General features: G+C 69.5%; 22 protein-coding genes. 17 read left to right on the top strand and 5 right to left on the bottom strand.

Annotated features, from left to right (window positions below; genetic code table 11):
• Window positions 1–52: 52 nt before the first annotated feature.
• Both ACFWF2_RS18335 and ACFWF2_RS18330 read left to right on the top strand, forming a co-directional pair.
• Window positions 53–556: a DinB family protein gene (locus ACFWF2_RS18335; RefSeq protein WP_379308631.1), complete on the top strand. Its 504-nt coding sequence runs from the start codon at window positions 53–55 to the stop codon at window positions 554–556.
• A gap of 188 nt (window positions 557–744) precedes the next feature.
• The gene (locus ACFWF2_RS18330; protein WP_189033064.1) at window positions 745–969 is read left to right on the top strand and encodes a hypothetical protein; all 225 of its coding nucleotides are present in this window, start codon (window positions 745–747) and stop codon (window positions 967–969) included.
• A gap of 103 nt (window positions 970–1,072) precedes the next feature.
• Here the strand turns inward: ACFWF2_RS18330 and ACFWF2_RS18325 are convergent, their stop codons facing one another.
• Together ACFWF2_RS18325 and ACFWF2_RS18320 are read right to left on the bottom strand one after the other, a co-directional pair.
• Complete coding sequence (locus ACFWF2_RS18325; RefSeq protein WP_379308614.1) at window positions 1,073–2,602, bottom strand: hypothetical protein; 1,530 nt, start codon at window positions 2,600–2,602, stop codon at window positions 1,073–1,075.
• Window positions 2,599–2,997: a hypothetical protein gene (locus ACFWF2_RS18320; RefSeq protein WP_379308613.1), complete on the bottom strand. Its 399-nt coding sequence runs from the start codon at window positions 2,995–2,997 to the stop codon at window positions 2,599–2,601. The genes ACFWF2_RS18325 and ACFWF2_RS18320 overlap by 4 nt, the downstream gene beginning before the upstream one ends.
• A gap of 292 nt (window positions 2,998–3,289) precedes the next feature.
• On the opposite strand from ACFWF2_RS18320, the gene hrcA reads away from it, so the two are divergent.
• The 9 genes from hrcA (at window position 3,290) to ACFWF2_RS18275 (ending at window position 13,715) form a co-directional block, all read left to right on the top strand.
• The gene (gene hrcA / locus ACFWF2_RS18315) at window positions 3,290–4,324 is read left to right on the top strand and encodes a heat-inducible transcriptional repressor HrcA (protein WP_189033067.1); all 1,035 of its coding nucleotides are present in this window, start codon (window positions 3,290–3,292) and stop codon (window positions 4,322–4,324) included.
• Between the two features lie 129 nt (window positions 4,325–4,453).
• A complete protein-coding gene (dnaJ, locus tag ACFWF2_RS18310; RefSeq protein ID WP_189033068.1) occupies window positions 4,454–5,608 on the top strand; it encodes a molecular chaperone DnaJ in 1,155 nt (384 codons plus the stop codon).
• A gap of 4 nt (window positions 5,609–5,612) precedes the next feature.
• Window positions 5,613–6,353: a 16S rRNA (uracil(1498)-N(3))-methyltransferase gene (locus ACFWF2_RS18305; protein ID WP_379308612.1), complete on the top strand. Its 741-nt coding sequence runs from the start codon at window positions 5,613–5,615 to the stop codon at window positions 6,351–6,353.
• A 206-nt stretch (window positions 6,354–6,559) separates the two neighbouring features.
• Complete coding sequence (locus tag ACFWF2_RS18300; RefSeq protein ID WP_379308630.1) at window positions 6,560–7,621, top strand: PhoH family protein; 1,062 nt, start codon at window positions 6,560–6,562, stop codon at window positions 7,619–7,621.
• 63 nt (window positions 7,622–7,684) lie between these two features.
• Window positions 7,685–8,239, top strand: coding sequence for an rRNA maturation RNase YbeY (gene ybeY / locus ACFWF2_RS18295; protein WP_379038254.1), 555 nt, complete (start codon window positions 7,685–7,687; stop codon window positions 8,237–8,239).
• Window positions 8,236–9,567 (top strand): hemolysin family protein, encoded by a 1,332-nt coding sequence (locus ACFWF2_RS18290; protein ID WP_379308611.1) that lies wholly within the window; start codon window positions 8,236–8,238, stop codon window positions 9,565–9,567. Before ybeY ends, ACFWF2_RS18290 begins: the two co-directional genes overlap by 4 nt.
• Window positions 9,560–9,895, top strand: a complete 336-nt coding sequence (locus ACFWF2_RS18285) for a cytidine deaminase (RefSeq protein ID WP_365042915.1) — start codon at window positions 9,560–9,562, stop codon at window positions 9,893–9,895. Before ACFWF2_RS18290 ends, ACFWF2_RS18285 begins: the two co-directional genes overlap by 8 nt.
• Window positions 9,888–10,793, top strand: coding sequence for a GTPase Era (gene era, locus ACFWF2_RS18280; RefSeq protein ID WP_379308610.1), 906 nt, complete (start codon window positions 9,888–9,890; stop codon window positions 10,791–10,793). The genes ACFWF2_RS18285 and era overlap by 8 nt, the downstream gene beginning before the upstream one ends.
• Before the next feature lie 90 nt (window positions 10,794–10,883).
• Window positions 10,884–13,715, top strand: a complete 2,832-nt coding sequence (locus tag ACFWF2_RS18275) for an ABC transporter substrate-binding protein (protein ID WP_379308609.1) — start codon at window positions 10,884–10,886, stop codon at window positions 13,713–13,715.
• 18 nt (window positions 13,716–13,733) lie between these two features.
• On the opposite strand, the gene ACFWF2_RS18270 is transcribed toward ACFWF2_RS18275, so the two are convergent.
• Window positions 13,734–15,161, bottom strand: coding sequence for an amidase (locus tag ACFWF2_RS18270; RefSeq protein ID WP_379308608.1), 1,428 nt, complete (start codon window positions 15,159–15,161; stop codon window positions 13,734–13,736).
• 150 nt (window positions 15,162–15,311) lie between these two features.
• Here ACFWF2_RS18270 and ACFWF2_RS18265 point away from each other — a divergent pair, with 150 nt between their 5' ends.
• From ACFWF2_RS18265 to ACFWF2_RS18245, 5 genes are all read left to right on the top strand, one after another.
• Window positions 15,312–16,178: an alpha/beta fold hydrolase gene (locus ACFWF2_RS18265; protein WP_379308607.1), complete on the top strand. Its 867-nt coding sequence runs from the start codon at window positions 15,312–15,314 to the stop codon at window positions 16,176–16,178.
• Entirely contained in the window at window positions 16,165–16,767 is a 603-nt protein-coding gene (locus ACFWF2_RS18260) for a TetR/AcrR family transcriptional regulator (protein ID WP_379308606.1), read from the top strand. Before ACFWF2_RS18265 ends, ACFWF2_RS18260 begins: the two co-directional genes overlap by 14 nt.
• Before the next feature lie 54 nt (window positions 16,768–16,821).
• On the top strand, window positions 16,822–17,589 hold the full coding sequence (recO, locus tag ACFWF2_RS18255; RefSeq protein ID WP_379308605.1) for a DNA repair protein RecO: 768 nt from the start codon (window positions 16,822–16,824) through the stop codon (window positions 17,587–17,589).
• Between the two features lie 65 nt (window positions 17,590–17,654).
• Window positions 17,655–18,470 (top strand): isoprenyl transferase, encoded by an 816-nt coding sequence (locus ACFWF2_RS18250; protein ID WP_379308604.1) that lies wholly within the window; start codon window positions 17,655–17,657, stop codon window positions 18,468–18,470.
• Between the two features lie 74 nt (window positions 18,471–18,544).
• A complete protein-coding gene (locus ACFWF2_RS18245; protein WP_379308629.1) occupies window positions 18,545–18,898 on the top strand; it encodes a YbjN domain-containing protein in 354 nt (117 codons plus the stop codon).
• A 3-nt stretch (window positions 18,899–18,901) separates the two neighbouring features.
• Here the strand turns inward: ACFWF2_RS18245 and ACFWF2_RS18240 are convergent, their stop codons facing one another.
• Together ACFWF2_RS18240 and ACFWF2_RS18235 are read right to left on the bottom strand one after the other, a co-directional pair.
• A complete protein-coding gene (locus ACFWF2_RS18240; RefSeq protein WP_379308603.1) occupies window positions 18,902–19,654 on the bottom strand; it encodes an LGFP repeat-containing protein in 753 nt (250 codons plus the stop codon).
• A gap of 108 nt (window positions 19,655–19,762) precedes the next feature.
• On the bottom strand, window positions 19,763–20,371 hold the full coding sequence (locus ACFWF2_RS18235) for a TetR/AcrR family transcriptional regulator (RefSeq protein WP_379308602.1): 609 nt from the start codon (window positions 20,369–20,371) through the stop codon (window positions 19,763–19,765).
• 102 nt (window positions 20,372–20,473) lie between these two features.
• On the opposite strand from ACFWF2_RS18235, the gene ACFWF2_RS18230 reads away from it, so the two are divergent.
• Window positions 20,474–21,448 carry a hypothetical protein gene (locus tag ACFWF2_RS18230; RefSeq protein ID WP_379308601.1) on the top strand — a complete coding sequence of 325 codons (975 nt, stop codon included), beginning with the start codon at window positions 20,474–20,476 and terminating at the stop codon, window positions 21,446–21,448.
• Window positions 21,449–21,450 lie beyond the last annotated feature (2 nt).

Genomic DNA, 21,450 nt, shown 5'->3' with positions numbered 1-21,450 from the left:
GATGCGCCGCGTGGCAACGTCGCGAAGTGAGCTGGTGCGGTGGTAGTTCGACCTGGTCTGGTCGCTGTTCGAGTTCCATCTGGAGCGGTTGTCGGCAGAGGATTTCCTCTGGGAACCGGCCGCGTTGTGCTGGACCATGCGCCCGGACGGCAGTGGCGGCTGGGTCGCGGACTGGGCGGACACCGAACCCGATCCGATTCCGGTTCCGACGATCGGCTGGCTGAGCTGGCATATCGGCTGGTGGTGGAGCGTTGCCCTCGATCATGTGCGGCACCTGCCGCCGCGCGAGCGGACCGATATCGCCTGGCCTGGGCCGGGGTCGCCCACCGTCGAGTGGCTGCGGCGGTTGCGGGCGGACTGGGTCGAGATCGTCGACACGCTCGACGATGCCGCGCTGGACTCCGGCTCGGCCTATCCGTGGCCTGCCGAGGCCGGACTGACGATCGCTCATCTGGTCTCCTGGGTCGATGCCGAGCTGATGAAGAACGTGGCCGAGATCGGTCAGTTGCGGTTACAACGAGCAGTGGGCGCCGGGTCGCCTGACACCGATTCGTGACCCGCATTTCCGGGTCTGCGGGTGCTCGGGGCCACATCGAGGATCGCCCGGTCAACGTCATGAGATGACGTGATGCACACCTCACCGAGGGCAGTTCGCACCGGGGTCGCGAAGTGGAAGGTTCGGTGGGTTCGGGGTCGAAGATAACGATTGGGGGCGTAGGCTTCGACTCGATCCTAGGGAGCTATATGTCCACCGAACGGCACATCACCCTCGTCCACGAGCAGAGCGAATTCGCTGAAGCGCGCTCTGCGGAGAAGGCGGAGAACGCGCGGCAGTGCGCGGTCGCCGCTCGCACGGTCGCGTCGCATTCCAACGACGCGGAAGATTGCGTATCGCTGCTGGCGATGCTCGGCCTGGATGCCCTCGCGGGCAAGCAGGTGGGCGCCGCTTCCTCCGCAGCCCGGAGCTGACCCGGTCTGGGCCGCCCTCTCGGGCGGCCCTCGCCGGTCGCTCGGATCGACCGTGTGGCTCGGTGCCCTCGGCTCGCTGGTAATGGCGGGCCTGAGCCGCAGCTCAGTGCTGCGTGCCCGGCCAGCCACCATCCCCACCTCCGATCACGCCCCCGCTGACCGTCGGTCGCGGATTGCCAAGCAGTGCATCGGTATTCGCCTGTGTGATCAGGTAGTCCGGGAGCACGCGCTCGGCTTCGCTGTCCGGCGTTTGCCCAGCGCAAGGCGGTACGGCGTAATGAAACAGTCGATCGAGCACGCGGGTCGGCGACGGCGTGGTCGGTGAGTTCGCCCCGACCACCGATCCTGCCGCGCCCGGCATGCTTCGCCCGGCACCTGGCCGCAGCGGTTCCGCGTCGTGCGCAGGCAAAGAGGGTGTGCCCCGGGCTGATTGATCGCCCGAAGCTGCCGGTGCCCCAGCCAAGGCGGGCTGCGCGCCGCCCGAATGCGCCGACCCGTTGTGGCCCATCGACGTCATGGTTGGGTCCACCACCGACGTGGCTGCCCCCGCAGCAGTACCCGGCAATCCAAGCCCGTCGAACAACGCCGAATGAAAAGCCGGACCCATGGTCACCGTCGCATCGCTTGCCCCCACCGAGCTGCCACCCGGCCCCACCGAGCTGCCACCTGGCCCCGCCGGGCGGTCGCCCCGCCCCGTTGAGCCGCCATGCGGCCCCGCCGAGTCGTTTCCCGGCCCCGCCAGGTCGCTGCCTAGCACTGAGCTGTCACCTGGCACCGTCGAGTCGCCATTCGGCTCCGCCGAGCCAGCCGCCCCTGCCGAGTGGTCACCCGGCCCAGCCGAGCCAGCCGCCCCCGACGGGTCACCACCTTGTGCTGAGCCGTCATCGGACCGGGCTGACGCGCCGCCCGGTGCACTCGTAGCGAGGTCAGGAACAACGTTTTCCGAGCCGGTCGCGGCAGGTCTGAGCCTCGCTGCGTGGGTCGAGTGCGGTGAGTCAAGGGACTCCGACTGCGCGAACCCACCTTCGGCGCCACTGCCCGAATGCGCGCCGAAGATCTCGGCCGACCTGCCTCCGCGCACCAGCCGATCATCGGAATCCCCACCGGGAACGTCCCGCCGACTCGGCATGGGCAACACCGGAATCCGGGCATCTACTTCGCCGAAGGGCACCACATACCGCTCACGCATCGCGAGACGCGCGTCCTCGAGCGCCGCGGTTGCCGAGCGATGCGACTCCGCCTGACCCGTCGCGAGCAAGGGCGGACCCACCTCGGCGACGATCTGTTCCGGGATCGCGTACCTGGTCGCCACGATCGCATCGGCCGCAGTCCGAACCAGGCCGGAGAACTGGTCCAGAACAGCGGTCAGCTCGCGAGCTTGCGCGACATACCTGCCGACAGCCGCACTCGAGGCATCAGCGGCGGCACCGGACCACCCCGCCGAGTCGCGCGTGGCCCGTTCGAAGGCCGCCACCCCGTCCTCCCACAAGCGGGCGATCCGCGCGAACCTGTCCGCCTGCGCGACGGCATCAGTCACCTCGAGCGGCGCGAAGGCCGCGGCGATCTCCCGATGACGCCAACTTCGCGCGTTCTCACCACCACCCGGAATGCCACGCGGCTCATACGCGGTCACAGCGCCGTCTCCAGCAGATCAAGGTGTCCCGCAACCGATTCCGCCGACCGGACCCGCCCAGCCCACTCCTCGTCCGCGAGCATCACCCGATCCCGCACCACCAGACGCGTCGCACGGATACCGGCGACAACGCGCGCATGCTCCGCCATCACCGCATCGATGCTGTTCCCCTCGCCGCCGGCCTTCGCCCGCAACCGCGCCACCACCGTGGCGCCGGATATCAGCCGCGCATCACCTTCGCCCAGCCCCCAATGCGCCTGATCGCCGATCTCTCCGGCCAGCACCCTGATCTGGTCGATCACCCGGAGAAAATCCCCGCACCCCCGATCGAACCCGGCGAACTCCGCCGGATCCAGTGCCACCACCGTGGCAGCGGTGCTCCCGTTCTGCTGCATCACAAGCCCTCCCGACCCGCCGCCGACAGCTGAAAACCGCTGGTAAACAGTTGAATCAGTGCCGAACGTACGCCGGTGCGCAGAGCTCGGCCAGCCCCTGTCTGCCACTTGTGGATAAACCGCCGCCTGTGGATAACCCCGCCCACAGCAGCGATGTGAGCGGGCGAGCCGGGACCGGACAATTAGACTGGACAACGAGACGCTCCGAGCGTCCGCGTGCGAGTCTGTGCGGCGTACACAGCAGCACACGCGGGCCGATGACGTACCCGGCACGAGCGAGGAGGTGGGGTCGATGGCGTCGAGCACCGAGGATCGGCGGTTCGAGGTCCTGCGAGCGATCGTTGCGGACTACGTCGCCACCAAGGAACCGATCGGCTCCAAGTCGCTCGTGGAACGGCACAGCCTCGGCGTATCCAGTGCCACCATCCGCAACGACATGGCCGTGCTGGAAGCGGAGGGGTACATCACCCAGCCGCACACCAGCTCCGGCCGCATCCCCACCGACAAGGGGTATCGCGAGTTCGTCGACCGGATCGCCGAGGTGAAGCCGCTCTCGGGCGCCGAGCGCCGAGCGATCATGGAGTTCCTCGAATCCGGGGTCGATCTCGACGACGTCCTGCGCCGCGGTGTGCGGTTGCTCGCGCAGCTGACCCGCCAGGTCGCCGTCGTCCAGTACCCCACGGTCTCGGCCTCGATCGTGCGCCATATCGAGGTCGTCGCGCTCAATCCGGCCCGCCTGCTGCTGGTGGTGATCACCGACACCGGCCGGGTCGACCAGCGCATCGTCGACCTCGGCGCGGTGATCTCCGACGACGATCTCGCCGCGGTGCGCGGCCTGCTCGGCGGCGCGATGGACGGCAAGCTGCTGTCGGTGGCCAGCGCGTCGGTCGCCGGCCTGCCCGAACGCGCGCCGGCCAAGATCAAGGACGTGCTGGTCCGCGTCTCGACGGTGCTGGTGGAGACACTGGTGGAGCATCCCGAGGAACGGCTCGTCCTCGGCGGCACCGCCAACCTCACCCGCAATGTCGCCGATTTCGGTTTCCCCGGCTCCCTGCGCACGGTGCTGGAGGCGCTGGAAGAGCAGGTGATCGTGCTGAAACTGCTCGCCGCGGCGCAGCAGCCCGGCCAGGTGATGGTGCAGATCGGCGAGGAGACCCAGGTCGAGCAAATGCGCGGCACCTCGGTCGTTTCCACCGGCTACGGCGCGGCTGGCGCCGTCCTGGGTGGCATGGGTGTGCTCGGTCCCACCCGGATGGACTACCCGGGAACCATGGCGTCGGTGGCCACCGTCGCCCGCTACATCGGGGAAGTACTGGCGGAAAGGTGACGGCGGGCCGGGAACGGCCAACCCGCACTGTTAAGGTCGATACTTCGGCCGGTAAAGTTGAGTGGATTCGACTAAGGATGCGCCCGGCGCTCGGCTGGACCACAGCGACCAAGGACTAGAGAACTCACAGTGGCACGGGATTACTACGGACTGCTCGGCGTCGGCAAGAACGCCACCGACCAGGAGCTCAAGCGCGCCTACCGCAAGCTGGCCCGCGAACTCCACCCCGACGTGAACCCGGACGAGGCCGCCCAGGCCAAGTTCAAGGAAGTCTCCACCGCCTACGAGGTGCTGACCGACCCGGAGAAGCGCCGGATCGTCGACCTCGGCGGTGACCCGCTCGAAAACGGCGGCGGCGGAGCAGGATTCAGCGGCGCGGGCTTCGGCGGTCTCGGCGACGTCTTCGAGGCGTTCTTCGGCGGCATGAGCGGCCAGGGCGGTGGCGCGCGCAAGCCGCGCGGCCGCGTGCAGCCCGGCGCCGACTCGCTGATCCGCACCCGGCTGAGCCTGGCCGAATGCGCGGTCGGCGTCACCAAGCACCTGACCGTCGACACCGCCATCCTCTGCGACATCTGCCAGGGCGCCGGCACCAACGGCAATTCCAAGCCGGTGCGCTGTGAGACCTGCGACGGCGCCGGTGAAGTGCAGTCGGTGCAGCGCTCGTTCCTCGGCCAGGTGCTCACCTCGCGGCCCTGCCCGACCTGTCGCGGCGCCGGCGAGACCATCCCCGACCCCTGCCACAAGTGCGGCGGCGACGGCCGCGTGCGCGCGCGTCGCGAGATCGCCGCGCCGATCCCGGCCGGTGTCGCCAACGGCATGCGCGTTCGCCTGGCCGCTCAGGGCGAGGTCGGCCCCGGTGGCGGCCACGCCGGTGACCTCTATGTCGAGGTCGTCGAGCAGCCGCACGACACCTTCGTCCGCGACGGCGACGACCTGCACTGCACCGTCCGGGTGCCGATGGTCGACGCCATCCTCGGCACCACGGTCGTCGTCGACACCATCCTCGACGGCCCGACCGAGCTGACGATCGCGGCGGGCACCCAGCCCGGCGAGGTCATCCAGCTGCGCGCTCACGGCATGCCCCGGCTGCGTTCGGGCGCCCGCGGCGACCTGCTGGCCCACCTCGACATCGTCGTGCCGACCAAGCTGGACGGCAAGCAGACCGATCTGCTGCGCAAGTTCAAGGGCATGCGCGACAAGGACCGCGCCGAAGTGATGTCGGCCCAGTCCGAGCACAACAGCGGCCTGTTCGCCCGGCTGCGCGCCTCCTTCAGCGGACGCTGACCCGGTGGCCGCGACGGTCTTCTACCTCGACGAGGTACCCGAACCGGGCGCCGTCGCGGTCCTGGACGGTCCGGAGGGCCGCCACGCGGCGACCGTGCGCCGGATCAAGGTCGGCGAGCCGATCACCCTGTCCGACGGACACGGTGTGCTCGCCGAATCGGAAGTCGTTGCGGCCCAGAAGGACCGGCTCGAACTCGCGGTACGCACGCGGCGGGTGGCCACCCCGGTGACCCCGCAGGTGACCGTGGTGCAGGCACTGCCCAAGTCGGATCGCTCCGAACTGGCCGTCGAGCTGATGACCGAGGCGGGCGCCGACGTCATCGTGCCGTGGCAGGCCGCGCGCTGCGTCGCGAACTGGGAAGCCAAGGCCGCCAAGGGGATCGAGAAGTGGCGGGCCGCCGCCCGCGCGGCAGCCAGGCAGTCCCGGCGCGCCTACATCCCCGAGGTCGCCGACCTGCACCGCACCCGTGATCTGCTCGATCTGGTGCGCAAGGCCAAGGCGGACGGCGCGATCGTCGCCGCATTGCACGAATCCGGCACCGGCAAGTTCACCGAGCTGCCGCTGGGACAGACCACCGACGTGGTCCTGATCGTCGGCCCCGAAGGCGGCCTGGACGACACCGAACTGTCCGCACTGGCCGAGGCGGGCGCCGACATCGTGCTGCTCGGCCCGACGGTCCTGCGCACCTCGACCGCCGCCGCGGTGGCCCTCGGTGCCCTCGGTGCCCTGACCCCGCGCTGGTAATTCCGGTCCCGAGCGGCCGACCTGGCTGTGACCTGCGATCACCGGTCGATCGCGGTTCGGCCGATCCCCCCGTTATATCGCTGGGCGGTGTCGGTGCCGCGCGTTAAACTGAGCTCATCGAACACACAGTCGAGACCGGAAGCAGGCCATAGGCACTTTTGAAGAACTCAGGCGAGATCGGCGACCCCACCAACCCCGTAACAGGCATCGTCGCAGGCGGAAACAACGCGGGTCCCGCGGCGCGCACAGTGCGTTCCAGCATCGAACTCGCCCCGGAGTCTGTTTTCCCGTTCCTCGGCTCGGCCGACCAGAACCTTCGTCAGCTGGAGAAGCTGCTCCCGGCCGACATCCATGTCCGCGGCAACACCGTCACCATCACCGGTAAGGCCGGCGATGTGGCGCTGGCAGAGCGCGTCATCGAGCAGCTCGTCGCGCTGACCGGCCGTAATCGGGTGATCACCCCCGAAGCTGTCAGGCACACCGTCTCGATGCTCACCGAAGGTTCATCGGAATCCCCGGCCGAAGTGCTGAGCCTGGACATCCTGTCTCGTCGCGGCAAGACCATCCGCCCCAAGACGCTGAACCAGAAGCACTACGTCGACGCGATCGACGCCAACACCATCGTGTTCGGCATCGGTCCCGCCGGTACCGGCAAGACCTACCTGGCGATGGCCAAGGCGGTGCAGGCCCTGCAGTCCAAGCAGGTCACCCGCATCATCCTGACCAGGCCCGCGGTCGAGGCCGGTGAGCGGCTCGGCTTCCTGCCCGGCACGCTCAACGACAAGATCGACCCGTACCTGCGGCCGCTCTACGACGCGCTGCACGACATGATGGATCCGGAAGCGATCCCCAAGCTGCTCGCCTCCGGTGTCATCGAGGTCGCGCCGCTGGCGTACATGCGTGGCCGCAGCCTCAACGACTCGTTCATCATTCTCGACGAGGCGCAGAACACGACGGCCGAGCAGATGAAGATGTTCCTGACCCGCCTCGGCTTCGGCTCGCGGATGGTCGTCACCGGTGACATCTCGCAGGTCGACCTGCCCAACGGGCAGCGGTCGGGTCTGCGCGCGGCCGCCGAGATCCTCACCGATATCGAGGACATCCACTTCTCGGAGCTCACCAGCGCCGATGTGGTCCGGCACCGGCTGGTCTCCGACATCGTCGACGCCTACGACCGGTACGAGTCCGACACCCGCGCGGTGCCGGGTCCGCACTATCCGGGCAACCGGGCGCAGCGCCGTGCTGCCGGTCGTACGAACCGCGGGTAACTCACGCCACGCTGGCCCGATGCCGCTCCCGGCGGCGTCGGGTCGGCACCGTAGGCTGAACAGGTGAGCATCGAGATCGCCAACGAATCGGGCATGGACGTCCCCGAAGAAGACCTGGTCAGCGTCGCACGTTTCGTGATCGGCCGGATGGACGTGCATCCCGCCGCCGAGCTGTCGATGGTGCTCGTCGATCTCGACACCATGGCCGACCTGCACGTGCGCTGGATGGATCTGCCCGGCCCGACCGATGTGATGTCGTTCCCGATGGACGAGCTGGAGCCGGGCGGTCGCCCCGACAGCCCCGAGCCCGGCCCGTCGATGCTCGGTGACATCGTGCTGTGCCCGGAGTTCGCGATGGGTCAGGCCCAGAAGGTGGGCCATTCGCTCGACCACGAGCTGGCCCTGCTCACCGTGCACGGCGTGCTCCACCTGCTCGGCTACGACCATGCCGAGCCGGAGGAGGAGAAGGAGATGTTCGCGCTGCAGGCCCAGCTCCTCGAGGAGTGGTATGTGAGCCTGCGCGAGGAACAGCGCCGCGCCGAACTGGCCGAGCGCGACGCCCAACTACTCGGCAAGGCAGGTTTCACCGCACCGGGTGACGCACTGGGCCCCGCGTGACCTCACTGACCCAGATCCTGCTCGCGATCCTGCTGATCGGGCTCGGCGGGGTGTTCGCCGGGGTCGACTCGGCACTGAACACGGTGTCGAGGGCTCGCCTCGACGACATGGTCCGGGAGGAACGCCCCGGTGCCGCGCGCTTGCGCAAGATCGTCGACGACCGCCCGCGGTACGTGAATCTCATGGTGCTGCTGCGCATTCTGTGCGAGATCACCGCCACCGTCCTGCTCGCCGCGGCGACCCTGGAGCTGTGGACCGCGGGCACCGCGCTGCTGGTCGCCGCCGCGGTGATGGTGGTCGTCTCCTACGTCGTGATCGGCGTCGGCCCGCGCACCCTCGGCCGCCAGCACGCCTATTCGATCGCACTCGGCGCCGCGGTGCCGCTGCAGATCATCGGCGCGGTGCTGAGCCCGGTGAGCAGGCTGCTGATCCTGCTCGGCAACGCGATCACCCCGGGTAAGGGTTTCCGCAACGGCCCGTTCGCGTCCGAGATCGAGCTGCGCGAAGTGGTCGACATGGCCCGCGAGCGCGGCGTGGTCGCCGACGACGAACGCCGGATGATCCAGTCGGTCTTCGAACTCGGCGACACCGTCGCCCGCGCGGTGATGGTGCCGCGCACCGAGATGGTGTGGATCGAGGCCGACAAGACCGCGTCCCAGGCGATGTCGCTGGCGGTGCGTTCCGGTCATTCCCGGATCCCCGTTGTCGGTGAGAACGTCGACGACGTGCTCGGCGTCGTGTACCTGAAAGACCTTGTCCCGTATGCCGATCGCAGCCGCAAGGTGACCGTGCGCGAGGTCATGCGACCCGCGGTGTTCATCCCCGACTCCAAGCCGCTCGACGATCTGCTCGACGAGATGCAGCGCCGCCGCAACCACATGGCGCTGCTGGTCGACGAGTACGGCGGCATCGCGGGTCTGGTGACGATCGAGGACGTGCTCGAGGAGATCGTCGGCGAGATCGCCGACGAGTACGACACCGACGAGACCCCGCCCGTGGAAGACCTGGGCGACGGCCGCTACCGGGTGTCGGCGCGGCTGTCGGTGGAAGACCTCGGCGAGCTGTACGGATTCGATATCGAGGACTCCGACGTCGACACGGTGGGCGGTCTGCTGGCCCACGAGCTGGGTCGTGTCCCGCTGCCTGGCTCGAAAGTGACCGTGTATGGGCTGGTCCTGCGCGGCGAGGGCGGCGCCGATGCCCGCGGCCGGATGCGGGTGAACACCGTGCTGGTGCGCCGCGCGGCCGAGAAGAACAAGAAGACCGCGGCGGGCGCCGAGTCCGCCGAGGTCACCGTGCCCGACGACAACGGAGAAACCGATGAGTGAACTGGACGCCGAGGACAACAAACTGCTGGTGCTGGCGCGTGGCGCGCTGGGCCGCACCGGGGGCGCGAGCGGCGCCGCGATCCGCGACACCGACGGCCGCACCTACGCCGCGGGCGAGGTAGCGCTGACCGCGCTGCGCCTGACCGCGTTGCAGGCCGCCGTGGCCGCCGCGATCTCCAGCGGCGCCGAGGGTTTCGAGGCGGCGGTGGTCGTCGGCGGTGAGTCCGACGACGCCGGTATCGCCGCGGTGCGCGAGGTCTCGCCGTCGGCCGCGGTGATCCGCACCGACCGCAGCGGCGCCGTCCTGAGCGAGGTGCACGGTGGCTGAGAAGGAATTCCGTTCCGGCTTCGTCTGTTTCGTCGGCCGGCCGAACACCGGCAAGTCGACGCTGACCAACGCATTGGTCGGCACCAAGATCGCGATCACCTCCTCGCGCCCGCAGACCACCCGCCACACCATCCGCGGCATCGTGCACCGCGACCACGCCCAGCTGATCCTGGTCGACACCCCCGGCCTGCATCGTCCGCGCACCCTGCTCGGCCAGCGCCTCAACGATCTCGTGCGCGACACCTACTCCGAGGTCGACGTGATCGCCCTGTGCATCCCGGCCGACGAGAAGATCGGTCCCGGTGACCGCTGGATCGTCGAGCAGATCAAGATGATGGCGCCCAAGACCACCGTCCTCGGCGTGGTCACCAAGATCGACAAGGTGAGCCGCGACCAGGTCGCCCACCAGCTCATGGCGGTCTCGAAGCTGCTCGGCCCCGAAGCCGAGGTCGTCCCGGTGTCGGCGGTCAAGGGCGAACAGGTCGAGGTGCTCGTCGACGTGATCGCCTCGAAGATGCCGGAGGGCCCGGCGTTCTACCCCGACGGCGAGATCACCGACGAGCCCGAGGAAACCCTCATGGCCGAGCTGATCCGCGAGGCCGCGCTCGAGGGCGTGCGCGACGAACTGCCGCACTCGCTGGCCGTGGTCATCGAGGAGATCCAGCCGTACGAGGCGAACGAGGACATGCTCGAGGTGCATGCCCTGCTGTATGTCGAACGGCCGAGCCAGAAGGCGATCATCATCGGGAAGAACGGCGCCCGCCTCAAGGAGGTCGGCACCAACGCCCGCAAGCAGATCGAGCACATTCTCGGTACCCGGATCTACCTGAATCTGCACGTGAAGGTAGCCAAGGATTGGCAGCGCGACCCGAAACAGCTGGGGAAGCTGGGCTTTTGACCGGTTGAGCGTCGGCGGTACGGGGTATCGTTCGGCGAATACGCCGACAGTGCCCGGCGTGCTCGCTGATCGCCCGGGGAGGCCGTCGAAGTGCCCGATGCCAATGATGTCGGCAAGCTGCTGGAGCTGCTGCGGGCGCTGGAGATTCCCGACACCAAACCGCGGGTGCTGCGTACGCTGCTGCGCGGGCGCCGCACACTGCCCCGGCCGATCGTCGAACTGGTCGGGGTGCAAGGGCATTCCGCGCTGGTCGCCGACCTCTACAGCTGGCTGAGCGAATCAGACGGCAGGCGTGCGACGCCGCGGGCCAAGATCGACCTGCACGCCCCCGACCTGCCGCGCACCGCGCTCACGCCCGACCTCACCGCGGTCAGCTCGCACGACGATCAGGAGATCGCCGGGCACTGTCTGCCGATCATCCAGCAGCTGGTCGCCGGCTTCGCGGCCGACGACACGGCGATGGGCGCGATCAAGTTCCCGCGCTACCGCACCGCCGATTGGCTGACGCGCCAACGCGTCACCAGCGACGAGTCCGAGGCGCCCGACGAGTTGCGCCGCAGGCTGCCCAAGCTGCTGCGCAGCGGTTCGCCGACCAGCCGCTCCGACACCGCGGAAGGCGTTGCGGGCGACACGATCTCGCGGGTGGTCTTCGGTGTGCTCGCGCTGTGGCCGGTGCTGCGGTTGTGGCTGTGGGTGTCGGGTCGCATCCCCGGCATGTCGAAGGTGACCAGGTGGTTCTTGCACCAGCGCTACCTCGCGCCCGAATTGTCGGGCAGTTTCCTGGGTTTCGCGTCCCGGCTGACCGCCTCGCACCGGGTCGACGAGAACGAGGAGCAGGTCGCCAAACTCCTGATCCACGCGTTCCTCGAGGACCTGCGCGACGCCTACCGGCGCCGGATCTGGCGGCCGTCGAGCTGGCGGCGCACCGCCTACCCGGTGGCGCTGCTCGGCGGCCTGGCCGAGGGCAGTGACGGCGCGCGAATCCTCACCTGGGTCAACGAGATCAGGAACGAGACGGGCCATTTCGATCCGCTGGTGATCGTGGCCTTCCGCGACGAAGGCCCGAACCGCGAGGTCGGCGAGCTCGGCAACATCGGTGAACTGCGCACGCTGCGCACCCTGGAGAGCCTCGCCGAGCAGCCTTCCCCGCAGCCACCGGACCCGCTGCAAACCTGGGTGCGCGAGATCGACAACCGGCGTACCCATCGCCAGGCCGACGCCTGGTTTCTGCCGTTGCGCGCACTGCTGCCCGCCGACACGCCGCCGCGGATCAGCGATTCCCGCTTCCGTGGGCTTGCCCTGCCGCCCGCGCCGCCGATGGCCGCGCGCAGCTGGTTCGTCGGGCTGTGCGTGCTGATCCCGATCGTGCTCGCCATCGGCGCCGCGCTGGTGTACTTCCCGCCGCTGCGCAACGCGCCGTGCTCGCAGTGGCCGTGGACCGATGGCGTGTCGGTGAGTCTGCGTGACGGCGAATGCGTCGGCTACAGCGACAACACCGCGCAGCTGTTCGCCGACGATCCCGAGCTGACGGCGATGCAGCGCGAAGTGTTCCGGCTCAATACCGCGGCGGCCGAGGCACGCGAGAGCAATCCGAACCGTCCGCTGGTCTCGCTGGTGTACTTCGCCGGCCTCAGCTACGCCGACACCAATGTGCGCTACCCGCACGCCCAGGTCGAGGAGCTGGCCGGGCTGGCGGTGCAGCAGCGCCGCGCACTGCTGGCCTCCGACGAATCGGAACCGCTGCTGCGCATCATCATCGCCAACGGCGGCTCGGATATGCGACAGGCAGGCTGGGTCGTCGACCATCCATTGCGCGCGCTGGTCGCCGACGATCCCAGCGTGCTCGGCGTGGTCGGCATCGACCGCAGCACCGACGAGACCCGCGGGGCCATCACCCGGCTCGGCGAACTCGGCGTGCCCGCGGTGGCGACGACACTGTCCGCCGACGGGCTCGAGCAGGCCTCGCCGCTGTATTTCCAAGCGGCGCCGAGCAATGCCGTACAGGCGCGATTGATCGCGGACTACGTGCAGGGCGCGCGTGCGGCCAACGGCACGCCCCGCTACGACAAGGTGACGATCTATCACCCGGAGTCCGCCGACGATCTGTACGTGACGAGCCTGGTCGCCGACCTGCAGGCCGAGCTCACCACCCGCGGTGTCGCGCAGGAGAGTCTGAGCTGGCGCGAACAACAGCAGCTCTACCGGTTCCCCGCACCGTGCGAGACCGACGGTTTCGACCGGCGCACCCTGCTGTTCTTCGCAGGCCGTAACGACGACTTCCCGACCTTCGCCAAGTCGGTCAGCCGCGGCTGCCTGAGCGGAGCGGGCCCGGCGATCCTCGGCAACGACGCGGTGACGCGGCTGATCACCGACCCGAAGGCCACGGCCGCCCTGCCCGCGAATCTGACCGTGCGCTACGTGTCGAAGGCGGCGCCGGTGATGCTCGGCGGGGCCGATTGTGTCGGCGGCGTCGGCAAACTCGGCAATCAGCCGGTGCCGTTCGAGCACGAGCAGCTGTGCGTCGAACTGGCCGGACTGATCGAAGACCTGCGCGGCTACCCGGAACTCACCGACTACCGGCCGAGTTGGGCGGGCGACCGCACCGGCCTCGCGTTCGACGTCAGTGGATTGTTCCTGCAGGCCGTACGCAGCAGTCGCGGGGTGCTGGCCGACCTGCCGCCGAACCGGACCGCCATCGCGGTGCAATTGCGCGAGAGCGACTATCGCGGCGTCACCGGCACGCTCGGTTTCTCGACGCGACGCGTCGCCGACGGGTCATCGATCGCGGTGCTGGTCACGACGGCAGTCGGCGCCCCCGGACCCCAGCGCTGCCTGGTGATGTTCCCGCGCCAGACCGGTCAGGACGGGTGTCCGTCGGGCACGAAGAGCGATCTCGAGGGGTGGGTCGAACCGGGACGATAGTGCTCGACCTGCCGTGACTCACCACCACGGTGTAGGACGGTTGCGCTCCCAGCGCAGCTCCGATTCCAACTGCGCGGCCAGCGAGATCAGCATGGGCTCGCTGTTCGCGGTGCCCATCAGCTGAGCACCGATCGGCAGTCCGGTCTCGGTGAAACCGGCGGGGACGTTCACGCTCGGCCAGCCCAGCACATTCCACGGCCAGGTGTAGGGGCAGGCGCCGGTGATCAGGTTGTTGGTCGCGCCGACGCCGATACCGTCGATCTCCTCGGCGCGTGGTGCGGGCGTGGCGGTGGTCGGGGCGAGCACCAGATCGTAGTCGTCGAAGAACGAGCCGATCTGCTTGTGCAGCAACGGTTCGAGGCGCCGCGCCGCGGCGAGCACCGGTCCACCGAGCACCCGGCCGACACGGGAGTTGGCGGTGGTGCGCGGGTCGACGATCGCCTCGGGCATCGCCCGGTGCACCCGGTGGATCCCGGCCATCGAACGCGGCAGGAACGACGCGCCGATCAGCAGCCCGTAGTGCAGGTCGGCCACGGTGACGGTGTGCCCCAGCGCGCGCAACGTCGTCGCCAGCGCGTGCACCGCCGCCGCGATCTCCGGGTCCAGCGCGGTCTTGGTCGCGGTGAACGGAATACGCAGGGACAGTGCGATTCTGAGCTTGCCGGGATCGCGCCCGACGGCAGCGCTCGCGTCGACCGGCGCCGGTGTGTGCAGGTCACCGCCGTGCGGCCCGGCGGCGACGTCGAGCAGCAGCGCCGCGTCGCGGACGGTGCGCGCGAGCGGCCCGTTGACGGTCAGCCCGTAGAACGCCTCGGCGTGTGGCCAGGTGGAGATGCGACCGCGCTGTGGCTTGATCCCGACCAGATTGGTCCACGACGCCGGGATACGCACCGAGCCGGCGCCGTCGGAACCCAGTGCGGCAGGGACCAATCCGGCCGCGACCGCCGCCGCCGAACCACCCGACGAACCGCCGGGGGTACGGGTGCGATCCCACGGATTGCGGGAGTGGCCGAAGGCGTCACCGCTGGTGAACGGCAATTGGCCCAGCTCACAGGTATTGGCCTTGCCCACGATCACCGCACCGGCGGCGCGCAGCCTGCGCACCGATTCGGCGTCCTCGGTCTTCGGCGCGAACTCCCCACCGCAGCCGAAAGCGGTGACCTCACCGGCGATATCGGTGTCGTCTTTGACCGCGATCGGCACGCCGAGCAGCGGCAGCCGCGCACCGGCGGCCAGCCGCGCGTCGGCGTCGGCGGCCTCCCGGAGCGCGGCCTCGCGGCGGACGACGCGGAAGGCGTTGAGCGTCGGCTGGGACGCCTCGATCCGGTCGAGCGCGTCGGTGACGGCCGCGACCGAGGAGACGCGGCCGTCGGCGAGCGCGGCGGACAGGTCGGCGAGGCCGAGATCGGCCGTGGGGTTCGGCACGACGCGGTCGGACACGGACATGTGAGCTCCATCTCTGCAGGTAATCGGGTCGACCGTAGCGTGAAGCTGGTCACCCGTCCACATACCCTGGGTGGATTTTTCGGCTATAGACATACATACGGAATGTATGTAACAGTGGATATGCCCAGCATTCGACCAGGGGAGGACCCCATGGGAATCAGCTCAGCACTCGGCCCGGCACGCGAGATCGCCCTGTCGTCCGGCCGCATCCGCTATCACGACACCGGCACCGGATCGCCGGTCGTGTTCGTGCACGGCCTGCTCGTCAACGCCGACATCTGGCGCGGGGTGGTACCCGGCCTCGCCGCCGCCGGACACCGTTGCCTCACACCCGACTGGCCGCTCGGCTCGCATTCGATCCCGGTGCCCGACGCCGACCTCACGCCCACCGGCATCGCGGATCTGATCGCCGAGTTCCTCGACGCGCTCGACCTCACCGACGTCACGATCGTCGCCAACGACACCGGCGGCGCGCTCACCCAGATCCTGATGACCCGCCGCCCGGAGCGGATCGGCCGCGTCGTGCTGGCCGCCGTCGACTGCTATGAGGTGTTCCCGCCGAGGCCCTTTACGGCCCTGGTGCGCGTCGCGAAGATCCCGGGCACGATCGCACCGCTGCTGGCCCCGCTACGGTCGCGGCTCCTGCAGCGGCTGCCTCTCGCGTTCGGCTGGGTGACCAAACATGAACTGCCACCGGCGATCGCGGAGTCCTATCTGCTACCCGCCCGGCGCAGCGCCGCGATCCGGGCCGATCTGCGCCGCTTCGCCGCGGGCGTGGACAACCGGTCCACCCTCGCCGCCGCCGAGCGCTTCGCCGAGGTCGACCTGCCCGTGCTGGTCGTCTGGTCCACCGAGGACAAGCTGTTCCCGACGGAATTGGCGCACCGGCTGGTCGCCGACCTGCCGAAGGCGAGCCTGCGCACCGTCGACGATTCCTACACCTTCGTTCCCGAGGACCAGCCGGAGTTGCTCGCGGAACTGATCGTGGAGTTCACTCGGCTGCATGCAGCGCCGTAGTCAGGAGGATCGCTCCCGCACCACCAGGGCCGCGCTCGAGCAGGCAGGTCGCGACCTGTTCGCCGAGCGCGGCTTCGCGGGTACGTCCGCCGAGCAGCTGGTCGCGGCCGCCGGGGTCACCCGGGGTGCCCTGCACCACCACTACGGCGACAAGCGCGGCCTGTTCCTGGCCGTTCTCGAGCAGCTCGAGGGGGAGATCACCGCCGAGGTGCAACGCGTAGTCGACGTCACCGACCCCGATGACGTCTTGGCGGGCATGACCGCCGGTTTGGCCTGTTTCCTCGAAATATGTTCCCGCCCCGAAGTTCTGCGCATCGCCCTGACTGATGCCCCCACTGTGCTGGGATGGCAGGCGTGGCGCGAACTCGAGGCCCGCCACGGCCTCGGCCTCATCACCGACCAGCTCGACCGGGCGACGAGCGCGGGGCTGATCGCGACCGTCCCGGTCCCGGTGCTCGCGCAATTGTTGCTCAGTGCGATCGCCGAAGCCTCCCTCATCGTCGCCCACGCCGAAGACCCGGCCCGCGCCCGCCTCGATACGCAGCAGTCGCTGCTGCTCCTCATCGCCGGCTTGCTGCGGCAGAGCTGATGCCTCGACCGTGTCCGTGACCGCGGTGTCGGGTCGACGTGGAAGACTGGGCCCGTGCGGTTGTATCGGGATGAGGCGGTGGTGGTCCGTCAGCACAAGCTGGGCGAGGCCGATCGCATCGTCACGCTGCTGACCAGGCAACACGGTCTGGTGCGCGCGGTGGCCAAGGGGGTGCGCCGCACCAAATCGAAGTTCGGGGCGCGGCTGGAGCCGTTCGCCTACATCGACGTGCAACTGCATCCCGGCCGCACGCTCGACATCGTCACCCAGGTGACCACGGTCGAGGCGTTCGCCGCCGACATCATCGACGACTACGGCCGCTACACCACCGCCTGCGCGATCCTCGAGACCGCCGAACGCCTCGCGGGCGAGGAACGCGCACCGGCGCCGAAACTGCACGCCCTCACCGCGAGCGCCCTGCGCGCCATCGCGGCCAAGCAACGCCCGCACGAACTGATCCTCGACGCATACCTGTTGCGCGCCATGGGTTTCGCCGGCTGGGCGCCCGCGCTGGACGAATGCGCCCGCTGCGCCACCCCGGGCCCGCACCGCGCGTTCCATGTCGCGGCGGGCGGCGCGGTCTGCGTGCACTGCCGTCCGCCGGGCGCGAGCACCCCGGCCGCCGGTGTGCTCGATCTGCTCGTCGCCCTGCTGAAGGGGGAGTGGGACTACATCGCGGGCGTCCCCGACAATGTCCGCCGCCAGGCCAGCGGTCTGGTCGCGGCCCATCTGCAGTGGCACCTGGAACGCCAGCTGCGCACATTGCCGCTGGTAGAGCGGTCGGCCGCACCGGCGACGAACCATTCGGCCGTCGCGGGCTGACCGCGCTCAGCTCAGCGCACCGCCCGCAAATCAGGCCAGGGCGACCATCAGGCAGGATAGAAGACGTGATTCTGCGTCGTGACTCTTCCGCCGGGGCCAAGCAGGGAACCGGTGCCGCCCGCACCGTGCGCCCACCGTCCGCGCACCCCTCCGGCGCGCGTCCGCCCGCGATCCCGCCGGAGCTGGTCCCCAACCACGTCGCGCTGGTGATGGACGGCAACGGCCGCTGGGCGCAGGAGCGCGGGCTGCCGCGCACCGCCGGTCATGAGCGCGGCGAGGCCGTGCTCATGGACGCCGTCGAAGGCTGCATCGAGATCGGCGTCAAGTGGCTCTCGGCCTACGCCTTCTCCACCGAGAACTGGCGGCGCAGCCCCGACGAGGTCCGCTTCCTGATGGGCTTCAACCGCGACGTGATCCGCCGCCGCCGCGATGAGATGCACGAGATGGGGGTGCGGGTGCGCTGGGCCGGTCGCCGACCGCGCCTGTGGCGCAGCGTGATCAAGGAACTCGAGATCGCCGAAGAGCTCACCAAGGACAACGACGTGATGACGCTGACGATGTGCGTCAACTACGGCGGCCGCGCCGAGATCGCCGACGCCGCACGGGAAATCGCGCGCCGGGTGGCGGCGGGGGAGATCGATCCGGAGAAGATCGACGAGGCCACCGTCGCCAGGTACCTCGACGAACCCGACATGCCCGATGTCGACCTGTTCCTGCGCCCCTCGGGCGAGTTCCGCAGCTCGAACTTCCTCATCTGGCAGGCCGCGTACGCCGAATTCGTCTACCAGGACACGCTTTTCCCCGATTTCGATCGGCGTAACCTGTGGGACGCGTGCCTGGAATACGCCAAGCGCGATCGTCGCTTCGGCGGCACCAAATGAGCGACGGAGCCGAGATGGACGCGGTGGTCACACCCGAACTGGACCTGCAGGCGCGCACCGGCGCCTGCCTGCAGATGCAGGACATCGACGTTCGCGTCGACGCCGACGGCTCGCTCGGCTTCGAGTACGACGGCGCGCTGTGCTCGATCCGCGCTGTCACCCTGGCGCCCGGCCTCACCGTGCTGTCGCTGACCTCGGTGCTCGCCTGGGACCGCCCGCTCAAGCCGCAGCTGCACAAGCGCGTCGCCGAGCGCAACAACGAGATCCAGTTCGGCTCGGTCACCCTGATCGGGCGCGGCAAACTGGGTGACGTCATCCTGCGCTACACGTTCCCCGCCGAGGGCCTCGATGATCAGGCCCTCACCACCATGCTGCTGCTGGCCCTGTCCGGCGCGAGCAGGGCCAGGCAGGGCCTGCTCGCGCCGTAGGCGTCAGCTCGAGGGCTTCCAGGTGATCTTGCCGCCCTGGAAATCCTGGGCCTTGCCGCCCTGGTAGTCGTATTCGTCGCTGGTGGGGTAGCCGTAGCGACCGCCCTCGGCGCCCGCGCGGATCCAGTCCGCCTGGATGTTGCCCCACACCGCGTGCGCGCCGGTCGACGAGGACCAGTAGATGGCGCCGGTCGGGAACATGGAGAACTGGCCGTCGCCCTTGCCCGCCTTGGACACGTCGCTGAGCGGGAAGCCCAGCGGGCTCGACTCCCAGCCGAGCGCGGCCCACCTGTCCCGGATCGGGCCGCTGATCTGGTGCGCGCCGGTACCGACGGACCAGTAGATCGAGCCCTTCTGGAAGTGGTTGAACCGGCCGGCGCCGCCCGGCGTCGACTGCTCGCGGGTGACCGGGTAGCCGAGCTTGCCCGACTCGTTGCCGTGCTCGGCGAACTTGTCGCGGATCTGCCCGGCGACGGTGTTGGCATTGGTGTCGGGGTGCCAGTAGATCGCCGCGTTGTTGGCGAAGGTCTGGTACTTGCCGCCCGCGGCCGCGTCGGATTCGGGGGAGGTGGGGTCGCCGAGCGCGGCGGCGCCCGCCTGGTCGTATTCGATCTCGATCGCGCCGCCCACCTCGAATTCGCCGATCATGCGCGCCTGCGCGGTGCCTGCGAGGGCGGCGGGCAGTACGGCCACCACGGTCGCGGTCGCGAGCGCGGCCAGGCCGCGTGATCGAAGGGTTCGTCGGTGCAATGCCACAGGAAACTCCCTGGTCGGATCGATGTTCAGCAATGTCCGGCGCGCGGGACCCCCTCCGGTGCCGCACCCGAACCTACCCGTTCGCCGACGCAGGTAACAGTGAGGTCTCTAACGATCTCCGGGCGGGACGACGGGCAGCATCACCTCGACACCCTTGGCGACCTCGTCCGGATCGACGTCGCCGAGCAGCAGATGCTGCAGGATGAAACCCGGCAGAATCCCGATGACCGTCTTGGCCAGCGCGTCGACATCGGTGTCGGCCGGAATCCAGCCCAGCTCGCGCATCCGCACCACATACTCGAGCCAGAGCTCACGCATGGCGGCGATGCCCTCGCGCACGGGTACGCCGGCCTCGGGTTGCACCAGCGCCAGCGCCCAGGCCTGCGGCGCCAGCCGCAACGGCCCGTCCGGACCACTGCGCTTGATCACCTCGGTGGTCAGCATCCGCATCACCTCCGCGGGAACCGGCGCCGTCTCGGCGCGGATGATCTCGGCCAGCCGCAGCCGCAGCGGCACCATCGTCTGCATGACGAGTGCCGCGATGATCTCGTTCTTGCTGGTGAAGTACCGGTAGACGGCCCCGGCGGACAACCCGGCCTCGGCGAACACATCCTGCATCGAGGTCTCGTGGAAGCCCTTCCTGGCGAAGCAGAGCTGCGCGGCATCGAGGATCTGCTGCCTGCGGCGTTCGAGGTGTTCTTCGCTGACTCGGGGCATGCCCCAAAGTAAAACGAATATCCGTTCTTGACAAGCGAGGCGGGTGAGTGTCACCGTTGAACCACCAAAAAGAACGAACATTCGCTTTAAGGGAGAACCGCCATGACGATCACCCGACGAGCAGTAGCGCTCGGCCTGGCAGCCACCGCGCTGCAGGCTCTGCTCCTGATCGCCTTCGCCTGGCCCGCCGTCAACCTGGCCCCGCGTGACCTGCCCATCGCGGTTACCGGCCCGCAGTCCGCGCAGATCACCCAGCAACTGCAGCAACGCAGCCCCGACTCCTTCGAGATCACCACCCTCGCCGATGCCGAGGCCGCCCGCACCGCGCTCGCCGACAACGAGATCTACGGCGCCATCGTCACCGGCGGCGGAGCACCGCAGGTCATGGTGGCCTCGGCCGCCTCACCCGCCGTCGCCCAGCAACTCACCGCCCTGGCCCAGCAGCTCAGCGGCGCCCCCGCCGCCCCGGTCCAGGACGTCGTCGCCACCGACCCCGACGACCCGCGCGGCGCGGGCTTCGGCTCGATGGTCCTGCCCCTGGTGATGTCCGGCATCGCCGCAGGCGTCCTGCTCACCCTGCTGATCCCCGGCTTCGCCGCCCGCCTCACCGGCCTGCTCACCTTCGGCATCGCCGGCGGCCTGCTCAGCACCCTGGTCTTCCACACCTGGCTCTCGATCGTCCCCGGCTCCTACCTGGAACTCGCCGCCATCGCCGGCCTGGCCGCCTTCGCCGTCTCCGCCACCATCGTCGGCCTGGCCGCCGCCATCGGCCGCCCCGGCATCGGCCTGGGCGCGATGACCATGCTCCTGATCGGCAACCCGTTCTCCGCGGCCACCTCCGCCCCCGAACTCCTCCCGCAGCCCTGGGGCACCATCGGCCAGCTGTGCCCGCCCGGTGCGGCCGCGTCCCTGCTCCGCTCGGTCGCCTACTTCGACGGCGCGGGCGCCCTGGCCCCGCTCGCGGTGCTGCTCACCTGGTCGGCGGCCGGTCTCGTCCTGCTCGGCGTCGGTGCCCTGCGCGCTCGCCCCTCGGGCGCTCCGGACCTCACCCCGGCACCGGTCGCCGTTCCCGCCTGAAG

The organism is Nocardia sp. NPDC060259 (assembly GCF_042728775.1).
In the GTDB taxonomy this organism is placed as follows: domain Bacteria; phylum Actinomycetota; class Actinomycetes; order Mycobacteriales; family Mycobacteriaceae; genus Nocardia.
The sequence above is the reverse complement of the archived record's forward strand: the minus strand, read 5'-3'. Positions and strand labels throughout refer to the sequence as shown.

Excerpts from the sequence above, each read along its gene's own strand:
- ACFWF2_RS18235 (WP_379308602.1), bottom strand. The coding sequence starts at position 20,371 with ATGCCCCGAGTCAGCGAAGAACACCTCGAACGCCGCAGGCAGCAGATC.
- ACFWF2_RS18270 (WP_379308608.1), bottom strand. The coding sequence starts at position 15,161 with ATGTCCGTGTCCGACCGCGTCGTGCCGAACCCCACGGCCGATCTCGGC.
- ACFWF2_RS18260 (WP_379308606.1), top strand. The coding sequence starts at position 16,165 with ATGCAGCGCCGTAGTCAGGAGGATCGCTCCCGCACCACCAGGGCCGCG.
- ACFWF2_RS18320 (WP_379308613.1), bottom strand. The coding sequence starts at position 2,997 with ATGCAGCAGAACGGGAGCACCGCTGCCACGGTGGTGGCACTGGATCCG.
- ACFWF2_RS18330 (WP_189033064.1), top strand. The coding sequence starts at position 745 with ATGTCCACCGAACGGCACATCACCCTCGTCCACGAGCAGAGCGAATTC.
- ACFWF2_RS18285 (WP_365042915.1), top strand. The coding sequence starts at position 9,560 with ATGAGTGAACTGGACGCCGAGGACAACAAACTGCTGGTGCTGGCGCGT.
- hrcA (WP_189033067.1), top strand. The coding sequence starts at position 3,290 with ATGGCGTCGAGCACCGAGGATCGGCGGTTCGAGGTCCTGCGAGCGATC.
- ACFWF2_RS18265 (WP_379308607.1), top strand. The coding sequence starts at position 15,312 with ATGGGAATCAGCTCAGCACTCGGCCCGGCACGCGAGATCGCCCTGTCG.
- ACFWF2_RS18230 (WP_379308601.1), top strand. The coding sequence starts at position 20,474 with ATGACGATCACCCGACGAGCAGTAGCGCTCGGCCTGGCAGCCACCGCG.
- ACFWF2_RS18245 (WP_379308629.1), top strand. The coding sequence starts at position 18,545 with ATGCAGGACATCGACGTTCGCGTCGACGCCGACGGCTCGCTCGGCTTC.